We start from the raw sequence: 9,904 nt of genomic DNA, 5'->3' as shown, positions 1-9,904 counted from the left end.
TAGAGTGGCCTCGCCCTACAAGCGCACCATCCGCATCCCGCGTTCGCCGTAGCGATCGCCCTGCGCAGCGCCCGGAGGGACCGCTGCGGAAAGTTCCGCCAGATCCGCATCCGACAGTTCGAGATCGGCGGCGGCCACCGAGTCGCTCATCGTGGCGATGCGCTTCACGCCGGGGATCGGCACGATGTGGTCGCCCTGCGCGATCAGCCAGGCGAGCGCGACCTGCGCCACGCTGGCCCCGTTGCGGTCGGCGATGGTGCGGATCGTATCGACGATCGCGAGGTTGGCGTCGAAATTCTCTTCCGACCAGCGCGGGTCCTGCCGCCGCCAGTCGTTCTCACCCAGAGCATCGCGGCTGCGGAAATTGCCGGTCAGGAAGCCACGGCCGAGCGGGCTGTAGGGCACGAAGCCGATGCCCAGCTCCTCGCAGGCGGGCAGGATGCCGTCCTCCACGCCGCGCTCCCACAGCGAGTATTCGCTCTGCAGCGCGGTGATCGGATGGGTAGCGTGCGCGCGGCGCAGCGTCTGCTCGCCTGCTTCGGACAGGGCGAGGTGGCGGATTTTCCCTTCCGCCTTGAGGTCCGCCATCGTGCCCACGACATCCTCGATCGGCACGCTCGGGTCGACGCGGTGCTGGTAGAACAGGTCGATCGTGTCGATCCCCAGCCGCTTGAGCGATGCCTCGCACGCGCGACGGATATTGGCCGGGCTGCTGTCCGCACCGGTGATCTGGTCGCCTTCGAAGCGGAAGCCGAACTTGGTCGCAATGACGAGGTTGTCGCGCTTGCCGCGAATCGCGCGGCCGACCAGTTCCTCGTTCTGGAAGGGGCCGTAGATTTCGGCGGTGTCGAAGAAGGTGACGCCGAGGTCGATCGCGCGGTGGATCGTCTCGATCGCGTCGTCGGCATTGGCCTCGCCGTAAACGATGTTGCCGCCCGCAACCATCGGCATGCAGCCTATCCCGATGGCGGATACTTCGAGGCCCTGGCCCAGCGTGCGGTACTTCATCGGTCTTCTCCTCAGGTAACGGCGGCTCTGGTCGCAAATTCGTCGCGCTGCCACTCGCCGGTCTCCAGCACTTGCGCGAGATGGCGTGCAGCTTCGGCAATATCGACGAACCGCAGATAGGCGGGCGCGAAGCCGAGGCGCAGGATGTCGGGATCGCGGAAATCGCCGATGACGCCGCGCGCGATCAGCGCCTGCGATAGCGCATAGGCGTTGGCGTGGCGGAAACTCAGCTGGCTGCCGCGCTGCGCGGGGTCGCGCGGGCTGACCAGATCGAGATCGAGGTCGGCCACGCACTCGCGGAAGAACTCGCTCAGCGCGCGCGATTTGGCGACCAGCGCCTCCATTCCGATTTCTGCGATCAGCTCCACGCCCGACTCCAGCGCCGCCATCGCCAGTACCGGCGGCGTGCCCGCGAGCAGGCGTTTGACGCCCTCGGCCGGCTCGTACTCGTCCGAGAAGGCGAAGGGCTGTGCGTGGCCGAACCAGCCGGTCAGCGGCTGCGAGAAATCGCCATGGTGCCGCTCGGCCACGAAGGCGTAGGCGGGCGCGCCGGGGCCGCCGTTCAAGTACTTGTAGCCGCAGCCCACCGCGAGGTCCGCATTCGCACCGTTCACGTCCACCGGCACCGCGCCGCCCGAATGCGACAGGTCCCACAGCACGATCGCGCCGACATCGTGCGCGGCCCTCGTCAGCCGCTCCATGTCGAACATTTCGCCGGTCTTGTAGTGGACGTGCGTCAGCAGCAGCAGCGCGACGTCTTCATCCAGCGCGTCGATCATCTGGTCGCGCTCGGCCAGTCGCTGTTCGACCTGTGACTGGCCCTGGATCATGTAGAGGTCGGTCGGGAAATTGCCCGGCTCGCTCAGCACCACATTGCGGCCCGGGTTCAGCGACAGCGCCGCGCCAATCAGCTTGGCAAGGTTCACGGACACCGAATCGCACGCGATCACCTCGTGGGGTTTCGCGCCCACCAGCGGAGCAATCTTCGCGCCGACGCGCTGGGGCATCGCGATCCAGTCGCCCCCGCCGCCGGGCAGTTCGTTCCAGCTGCGAATCAGGCCTTCGCCCCACTCGGCATCGATCACCTGATGCAGCCGCTCGCGGCTCGCCTTGGGCAGAGGCCCGAGCGAGTTTCCATCGAGGTAGATCACCCCTTCGGGCAGGTCGAAACGATCGCGGAAATGCGCAATCGGGTCGGCTGCGTCGAGGTCGCGTGCACGTTGCATCATTTCACTCACCGGGCAGCTCCCGCAAAATCGCGCGGCACAGGCCCGCATCGCCGCCGCCGACCTTCAGCGGCAGGGCGATCAGTTCGTACAGGCCCGCAGGCACATCATCCAGAACCAGCCCTTCGAGGATGCGCATGTCGTGTTTCAGCACCGCGAGATGCGCGTCCATCGTCTTGCTTTCCTGCGGGTCGACCGACGGCGCATCGGTGCCGATCAGGACCACGCCCTGCGCGGCGAGCCATTCGATCGCCTCGGCCCCGATCGGCAGCCAGTCGGATCGCCAATCGTCGTGCGGGAAGACGTCCCAGGTGCGGAACAGCACGCGGTTGGCATAATTGAGATCGGGCAGGTCGCCGATATCGATCTCCCCTTCGACGCCACGTGCGTCGACCACGATGCAGGTGCCCAGATACGGGTCGAGGCTCATGTTGGCTGCATCCGCACCATCCGCCGCGTAGTGCAGCGGTGCGTCGGCATGGGTGCCCGAATGCGTGCTCATGGTCATCCGGCCCACGTTGACCGGCGATCCGTCCTCCATCTTCCACGTCCGCTCGAACGCGAACTCGGTATCGCCCGGCCACACGGGCAGGCCCGGACGGACCACCTGCGAGATGTCCCAGATCTTCACAGTGCGGTCCTCACGGAGAGCAGCTCGGGGAAGAACACTTCCTTCAGCACGCCTTCGAGATAGCCGACGCCCGAGGTGCCGCCGGTGCCCTTCTTGAACCCGATGATCCGCTCGACCGTCTTGAGGTGCCCGAAGCGCCAGCGCTGGAAGTGGTATTCCAGATCGACCAGCTTTTCGGCCAGCTCGTACAGGTCCCAGTGGTCGTGCGGGTTCTGGTAGATCGTGACCCACGCAGCCTCGACCGCGTCGGATTTCTCCCACCGCTCTTCGCGGTCGCGGTTGAGAACGTCTTCAGGAATGGCAAACCCGCGCTTGGCGAGCAGGCGCACGGTCTCTTCGTAGAGGCTGGGTTTGGCCAGTTCGGCGCGCAGCTTGGCGGCCACTTCGGGCACAGCCTCATGCATGGTCACCATCTTCGGCTTTCGCCCGCCGAGGATGAATTCCATTAACCGGTACTGCGCGGACTGGAAGCCGCTGGAGGTGCCCAGATGCGGGCGGACCAGCGAATAGTCGTGCGGGGTCATCGTACTCAGCACGTTCCAGCTCTGGATCAGCTGCTCCTGCGCGCGCGCCACGCGGGCGAGCATCTTGAACGCGGGCCGCAGCCGGTCCTCCCGAATCGCCTCGCGCGCGGCCTCCAGCTCGTGCAGGCACAGCTTGAGCCACAGCTCGCTCGCCTGGTGGACGATGATGAACAGCAGCTCGTCCTGCGCATCCGATCGTGGATGCTGCGCGGCGAGGATCCGGTCGAGATCGAGGTAGGAGGCGTAGGTTACGCCGTCATTGTCGGTCGTGTCTGGCGTTGTGTATGGCATGGGGCTCGCCCTAGCGGCTTGTGCGCGCAGCGCAAAACCCGCTCAGCAATCGACGGTCGCCACGTCGGGATGATGCTTGCACATGTATTTCTTCACGATCTTCAGATTGCGCGAGTTGGAACGGAAGGCGAAGTCGGCCACATCGCCCACCAGCGGGACGAAGCCGATCACCCCGTCGATCGCGACATTCCCGATCATCCGCGACACATGCCATTTCGGCATGCCCAGATTGCGCGCCTCCCAAACGATGTAGGCACCCATGGCGACGCCGAAGATGTCGCCCAGCACCGGGATCAGGCCGACGATCGCGTCCATTCCGATGTCGTAGTTGATTCCGGGGATGGTCATGCTGCGTTCGGTCAGCTGTTCCATCATCTGGATCCGCCGATAGACCGATGCAGGGTCGCTACCGGCGGGCATTTCGATGCCCATCAGGTTGATCGTCTGCGTCTCACCCATTGGAACTGTCCCCGTTCTACCAGGCCTCTACCCCTGCCAACGCATAAATGGGGTGTCTGGACCACGAGTTCTCGGAAAAACCTTCGAGCCCGCTGCGAACCAGCGACCAGCGGACCGGCGCGCCCAGCGGAATATACACCTCGCGCGCAATCAGCGCACCCTCCGCCTCGGCCAGCAGCGTCGCGGAGCCCTCGCCCGGCTCGGGGCGCAGCGACTGCGTGACCAGCTCGTCCGCTTCAGGCGAGCAGGGGCCGCGCAGCAGCTCGCAATTGAACTGGTTGAGGAACCAGCGCGCGCTGGGGTAGCGCGCCACCCGGTCGATCATAACCAGATCCGCGCCTTGCGGAAACTGGACCCGGCGCAGCTCCACCCCGATCGTCGCCAGGTCGAGCGAGAGCGCGCGCACCAGCACGTCGCTGCCCGGCCCCTCGGGCACCCACAGGCGGACCCGCGGTGCCTGGCCGGTGCGGCGCTCCCAACCGACCACCTGCTGGCGCGCGCGATCGCGCCGCTGATCGATCGAGAGCGACGCCCAGCGTTCGCCGGGCGAAACGGGATTGCCCGGCAGGCCGACGGGCACGATCCGGGTCGAAGGCTGCCACCCGCCCAGACTGAACCCCTCGGCCAGCGCCGCACGATCGATCGCCATGGACAGCGCCTCGCGATTCTCCACTTCGGCGAAGAAGCCCTGTTCGTTGCTCACCAGCATCCCGAACAGGCCCAGCGCGGGGTCCAGCCGGATGGTCCCGCGCGACAGCGGGCCGGTATCGGCCAGCGGAAGGGTGAAGACCGTGCCGTCGAGCAGCGCCGCCGCCTTGCCCTGGCTGAATGCCTCGTTCGCCTGAACGCCGGGCAGCGCCCGCAGGCGGACGGTCTTGCCCAGCTCGTCAGGCTCGCGCTCGGGCAGGCCGATCGATTCGGGCGCGGTCGGGCGCAGGATCGCCAGATCGCCTTCGCGTTCCAGTCGCATCGGCGCGATCGATTCGCCGTCATGCATGATCGCCAGTTCGGGCTGGGCGAGCAGTTGCAGGAATTCGGGCATCGGCCCGGTCAGGCGAATCTCGATCACCCGCGCGGTCATCGCGCGCACATCGTCGATCTTGCGCAGGTCGAGGCCCAGCGAGGTGCCGCGCAGCTGGCGGATCGTCGCCAGCAGGCTGGCCCGCGCATCCTCTGCGATAAGCGGTTCGCCATCGGGCCAGGTTAACTGGCGCAGGCGGAAGATGTAGCTGCGCCCGTCCTCGGTCACGATCCAGCTTTCGCCGAGCGCGGGCACGACCTCGCCCTCCGCATTGAGCGCGACGATGCCCGACGCGGTCGCATCGCGGACCAGCTGCGCCCCGGGCGAGAGGCGCAGGCCATCTTCGAAAATCGAATCGGGGGCACCGATGACGACGACCGGCAGGCCGTCGCCCTCACCTGCATCGCCGCACGATCCCAGCGCGCCCGCCAGCAGCGCGGCGGCAAGCCAGCGCGCGGCGGACCGGGGACGCCCGGCGGGGGTGAAGCGGACTGGAGTGAATCGGATCGGCACGGCAATCGGCCCTTAGCAGGCCGGCGCGCCGGGGTCAGCGCGGTTTCGTGCTAGATCTTGCGGATCGAACGCGGCGAGGCCTGCGTGGCCGATGGCGGCGCGATCGAGGAGGGCCGGGTATAGCGCGGGGTGCTGTCACCCGCGGGCGCCGGGGCCTCGCGAACCTTCTTCGAATCGATTTCGTTGTCGAACACGATCCCGAAGCGGTTGTCCTGCGTCCACGCGACCGAGCCGGTGACGCGGCCCACATTGCGCAGGTCCACGGCCAGACGCATGCCCCGTTCGACGTACAGATCGGCCTCTGCCATCATCCCGCCGTCGGAAAGGTTGCGCACCTTCACACGAATCGATTGGCCTGCGTCGGCCAGGGTCAGTTCCGCCGTCAGGAACAGGCTGTCGCGCTTCACAGATCTGGTATCGATGGCGTTCATTCGGTCGTCTCGGTCTGTCCGGGTCGCAGTGAGGGGCCTGTTACGGCCCTTTGCTGCATCTAGCGCGAGACAGGCTAAGAAAGTTTAAACATCGCTTTACCGCAATTCCCCCCCGGCTCGTGGGCGGGTTCAGTCGTTGCGGGAGATTTTCTCGCGCCGCTCGTGCGCCTCCTGCGCCTCGACCGTCATGGTTGCGACAGGGCGCGCGATCAGGCGCTGCAGGCCGATCGGATCGCCGCTGACCTCGCAATAGCCGTATTCGCCCTCGTCGATCCGGCGCAGCGCGGCATCGATCTTGGCGATCAGCTTGCGCTGGCGGTCACGCGTGCGCAGCTCGATTCCCCAGTCGGTCTCGCTCGACGCGCGATCGGCAAGGTCGGGTTCGCGCAGCGGCGCATCGGCAAGGTTCTGCAAGGTGCCGCCCGCTTCGGTGTGCAACGAATGCTTCCATTCGATCAGCAGCTTGCGAAAGAACTGCTGCTGCCGCTCGTTCATATACTCTTCGTCGTCGGAGGGCGTATAGTCGTCCGGCAAGGCCTTGTTCGCCTTGGCCAGAATTTCGCTGTCGCTAAGCGCTTCTGCGGCCATCACGTCCTCTATCTCTTCCGGTCCCACCCGTGACCGGCTCCTCTACCTGCCGTCAGGGCGAGCAGCGGAGCCTATGGCGGCGGCTCTTAGCAGGCATGCGATGCCGAACAAGCGCTTATCCCCGAAAGTGAAACTAAGTGTCGCTGCGCGAATGAATGCGCGCCGAACCGAACCTGCGCATCCCCCGCGCCTGTATCTCGCGCAACCGGCAGAAACCGGCGCGGCCATTAACGGCCTGTTTACCATGACCGGCAAGAAGTGAACGGGCGGGCTGCAACCCGTCTAGAAGGGGATAATGAGGACAGGGGAAATATCATGCGACTGACCAGTGTAGAAATCGAGACGGCCACACCGGCCACCAACCAGATTGCCGATCTGACGATCGCGCGGCTTATCGCCGCCGCCGCCGATGGCGATGCGCAGGCGTGCTACGAACTGGGCGTGATCTGGTCGACCGTGGGGCACGGGCTCGACTGCGACCTGATCGAGGCACACCAGTGGTTCAACCTCGCCGCCGCTGGGGGCCATCAGGAAGCGGCTTGGTGCCGGGCCGACATTTCCGACGAGATGACCGCGAGTGAAATCGCCGAAGCACAGCGCCGTGCGCGCCAGTGGATGATCGAACAGCGCAAGAGCGCGTGATTCGCACCCGATAACTACCCCTTTCTGAAGGGCGTGCGCTCTTCGAGGAAGTTCTGTTCAGCCGCGATGCCCTGACGCTCGCGCTCGAGGAACTCCGCCACCGCGGCGCGCAGGCCCGGATCGGCGATGTAGTGCGCCGAGCGCGTCTGCACCGGAGCATATCCGCGCGCGAGCTTGTGCCCGCCTTGTGCGCCTGCCTCCACTCGCGACAGACCGCGTGCGATCGCCGCGTCGATCGCCTGATAATAGCACAGCTCGAAATGCAGGAACGGGATGTCGACGACGCACCCCCAGTAGCGCCCGAACAGCGTGGTCCCGCCGATGACGTTCATCGCGCCGGCGACCGCCTGCCCGTCCAGATATGCGAAGATCAGCAGGATCTGCTCGCCCATCCGTTCGCCCAGCAGGGTAAAGGCCTCGCGCGTCAGGTAGGGCGTCCCCCATTTGCGCATGCCGGTGTCCTGGTAGAACTCCCAGAACGCATCCCACACATCCTCGGTCAGGTCGGCGCCGGTGAGGTGGCGAATCTCGACCTGCTCCTGCGCCTTCGCGCGCTCCTTGCGCAGGTTCTTGCGCTTGCGACTCGCGAGCGTGTCCAGAAACGCGTCGAAATCCGCGAAGCCATCGTTTTCCCAGTGGAATTGCAGGTCGCTGCGAATCAGCCACCCGGCCCGCTCGAACAGCGGGACCTGATCGGGGGCAATGAAAGTCGCGTGCGCGCCCGACAGGCCGTGTTCGTGGCACACCTGCTCGGCCGCGTTCAGCAGCGGCGCGGCAAAGGCCTCGTCCTTGAACAGCAGGCGCGGGCCCGTCGCCGGGGTGAAGGGCGCGGCGATCTGCAGCTTGGGATAATAGCGCCCGCCCGCGCGCTCGTACGCGTCGGCCCAGCCCTGGTCGAACACGTATTCGCCGCGGCTGTGCGACTTGAGGTAGGCCGGCAGAGCGGCGTGGATCGTGCCGCCGTCGTCCGCAATCGTGATCGGCGCGGCCTGCCAGCCGGTGCCCGGCCCGACGCTGCCCGAATCCTCCATCGCGGAAAGGAAGGCGTGGCCAACGAAGGGATTGTCCTCGCCCGCCACTCGGTTCCACGCGGCTGCGTCGATACCGGCGACCCCGCCGTGAATGCGTGCCGTGAGCTCTCTATCCGCCATTATCGCCGATATGGGAACGCGCGGGCCGCTTCGCGAGCCGCTAGTGCTGCGGGCGGAGCGCGATGATCGCGTCGACCTCGACCGCGGCGCCCAGTGGCAGAACCGGCACGCCGACCGCCGCGCGGGCATGGCGGCCCGCTTCGCCGAATACGTCGAACATCAGTTCGGAGGCGCCATTGGCGACCTTCGCCTGATCGGTGAAATCGGCAGTCGAATTGACGAACGCGCCGAGCCTGACGACACGCTCCACCCGGTCGAGCGAGATGCGCGCGCCTTCCAGCTGGGCAAGAATCATCAGCCCGCATGCTCGCGCGGCTGCAACCCCGTCCTCGAGGCTCACGTCATCGCCCAGCCGCCCGGTGGCCAGTTCGCCGTCGATGAAGGGCAGTTGCCCGGAAAGATAGGCGAGGCCGCCATGCACTGCGACCGGCACGTAGCTGGCAACGGGGGCGGCAGCCTTGGGCAGGGTGATCCCCAGTTCGTCGAGGCGGGCTTGGATGGTCATGCGGGCTTCTCCAGTCGGTCCAGTATCCATGGCAGCGCTTCGTGCCACGTATCGATTCGGGCGTGCGCATCGCCTGCCTTGGCTCCGCATGCAATATGCGGGGCGAGGCCGGGCTCGCCGCACAGGTGCAACCGGGCAATATCGGGCGCATGCTCGCGCGCCGAGCTGTGGTGCTGTGAAAGATCGTCGATAAAGACCGCGCGGCTCGGGGAGTACTCGTCCAGAATGCGGGCAATCGCCCCGCCCTTGGGGCCCTGGTTGGTATAGACCTTCACGTCGATGCCGTGGCGGGCGAGCTGGCGTGCGCGATCCTCCTGCCGGTGGTCCAGCAGGTTGGTCAGCACCACCACATCTGCCTGCTCGGCCAGCGTGCCATAGGCCTCGACCGCGCCTGCGATCGGCTCCTGCCGCTCCATCTCGGTATCGAAAAATCCGTTGAGCAGCCGCCAGATCTCCTTCTGCTCGACCGTCTCGCCGGTCTCGCGCCGGGTCAGTGCGGTGGTGAAATCGGGCGCGTCGAAGGCGAAATCGATGGCATGCGCCTCGTCCAGCCAGTCGCGGAAATGGGCGACCATGTGCAGCAGCACTTCGTCGCAATCGGTGATGACCAGCGGCCGGCTCATGCAGACAGCTCCCGGTGCGCGGCGATGATCACCGCCGGATCGACGTTGAGCGCATCGGCGGCGAGCACCAGATCGGGCTCGTGCGCGGCGAGGAATTCAAGCACTGCGGCCTGCACGCTCTTGTCCTCGATCCCGTGGCGCAGCCGCTCGGGCGTCAGCCCGGTCAGCGAGAGCAGGCGGTCGGCCCGCCGCTCGTCGGTCAGGATCCAGCCCAGCGCGCCCAGCGCCAGCGCCTCGGCATCGCTGTGGCCGCCATGGGAGGGGTCTGGTGTCGTGGGCGTTGTCATAGGG

13 protein-coding genes are annotated in these 9,904 nt (G+C 66.5%); 1 reads left to right on the top strand and 12 read right to left on the bottom strand.

Annotated features, from left to right (window positions below):
• Positions 1–15: 15 nt before the first annotated feature.
• The 8 genes from KYN89_RS07245 to dksA all read right to left on the bottom strand — a co-directional run bounded on the left by KYN89_RS07245 (position 16) and on the right by dksA (position 6,692).
• On the bottom strand, positions 16–1,008 hold the full coding sequence (locus tag KYN89_RS07245) for an aldo/keto reductase (protein WP_222824461.1): 993 nt from the start codon (positions 1,006–1,008) through the stop codon (positions 16–18).
• An 11-nt stretch (positions 1,009–1,019) separates the two neighbouring features.
• Positions 1,020–2,237, bottom strand: coding sequence for a kynureninase (gene kynU / locus KYN89_RS07240; RefSeq protein ID WP_222824460.1), 1,218 nt, complete (start codon positions 2,235–2,237; stop codon positions 1,020–1,022).
• 1 nt (position 2,238) lies between these two features.
• On the bottom strand, positions 2,239–2,865 hold the full coding sequence (kynB, locus tag KYN89_RS07235) for an arylformamidase (RefSeq protein ID WP_222824459.1): 627 nt from the start codon (positions 2,863–2,865) through the stop codon (positions 2,239–2,241).
• Entirely contained in the window at positions 2,862–3,680 is an 819-nt protein-coding gene (locus tag KYN89_RS07230) for a tryptophan 2,3-dioxygenase (RefSeq protein ID WP_222824458.1), read from the bottom strand. Before KYN89_RS07230 ends, kynB begins: the two co-directional genes overlap by 4 nt.
• Before the next feature lie 42 nt (positions 3,681–3,722).
• Entirely contained in the window at positions 3,723–4,139 is a 417-nt protein-coding gene (locus KYN89_RS07225) for a DUF4112 domain-containing protein (protein ID WP_222824457.1), read from the bottom strand.
• Between the two features lie 16 nt (positions 4,140–4,155).
• The gene (locus tag KYN89_RS07220) at positions 4,156–5,673 is read right to left on the bottom strand and encodes an ABC transporter substrate-binding protein (protein ID WP_346727208.1); all 1,518 of its coding nucleotides are present in this window, start codon (positions 5,671–5,673) and stop codon (positions 4,156–4,158) included.
• A gap of 50 nt (positions 5,674–5,723) precedes the next feature.
• Positions 5,724–6,104 carry a PilZ domain-containing protein gene (locus KYN89_RS07215; RefSeq protein WP_222824456.1) on the bottom strand — a complete coding sequence of 127 codons (381 nt, stop codon included), beginning with the start codon at positions 6,102–6,104 and terminating at the stop codon, positions 5,724–5,726.
• Positions 6,105–6,233: 129 nt separating this feature from the next.
• A complete protein-coding gene (dksA, locus tag KYN89_RS07210; protein ID WP_197634865.1) occupies positions 6,234–6,692 on the bottom strand; it encodes an RNA polymerase-binding protein DksA in 459 nt (152 codons plus the stop codon).
• Between the two features lie 315 nt (positions 6,693–7,007).
• On the opposite strand from dksA, the gene KYN89_RS07205 reads away from it, so the two are divergent.
• Positions 7,008–7,334, top strand: a complete 327-nt coding sequence (locus tag KYN89_RS07205; protein ID WP_222824455.1) for an SEL1-like repeat protein — start codon at positions 7,008–7,010, stop codon at positions 7,332–7,334.
• 14 nt (positions 7,335–7,348) lie between these two features.
• Here the strand turns inward: KYN89_RS07205 and KYN89_RS07200 are convergent, their stop codons facing one another.
• The 4 genes from KYN89_RS07200 to KYN89_RS07185 are packed head-to-tail and all read right to left on the bottom strand — an operon-like array spanning position 7,349 to position 9,900.
• Positions 7,349–8,485, bottom strand: coding sequence for a GNAT family N-acetyltransferase (locus KYN89_RS07200; protein WP_222824454.1), 1,137 nt, complete (start codon positions 8,483–8,485; stop codon positions 7,349–7,351).
• 40 nt (positions 8,486–8,525) lie between these two features.
• Positions 8,526–8,990, bottom strand: a complete 465-nt coding sequence (locus KYN89_RS07195; protein WP_222824453.1) for a RidA family protein — start codon at positions 8,988–8,990, stop codon at positions 8,526–8,528.
• Entirely contained in the window at positions 8,987–9,613 is a 627-nt protein-coding gene (locus KYN89_RS07190) for an HAD family hydrolase (protein WP_222824452.1), read from the bottom strand. The genes KYN89_RS07195 and KYN89_RS07190 overlap by 4 nt, the downstream gene beginning before the upstream one ends.
• Positions 9,610–9,900 carry a DUF3572 domain-containing protein gene (locus KYN89_RS07185; RefSeq protein ID WP_010239818.1) on the bottom strand — a complete coding sequence of 97 codons (291 nt, stop codon included), beginning with the start codon at positions 9,898–9,900 and terminating at the stop codon, positions 9,610–9,612. Before KYN89_RS07185 ends, KYN89_RS07190 begins: the two co-directional genes overlap by 4 nt.
• Positions 9,901–9,904 lie beyond the last annotated feature (4 nt).

Source organism: Alteriqipengyuania abyssalis, assembly GCF_019857185.1.
GTDB lineage: Bacteria > Pseudomonadota > Alphaproteobacteria > Sphingomonadales > Sphingomonadaceae > Alteriqipengyuania > Alteriqipengyuania abyssalis.
Note: the sequence above shows the minus strand (reverse complement) of the source record. Positions and strands in the feature narration are given on the sequence as shown.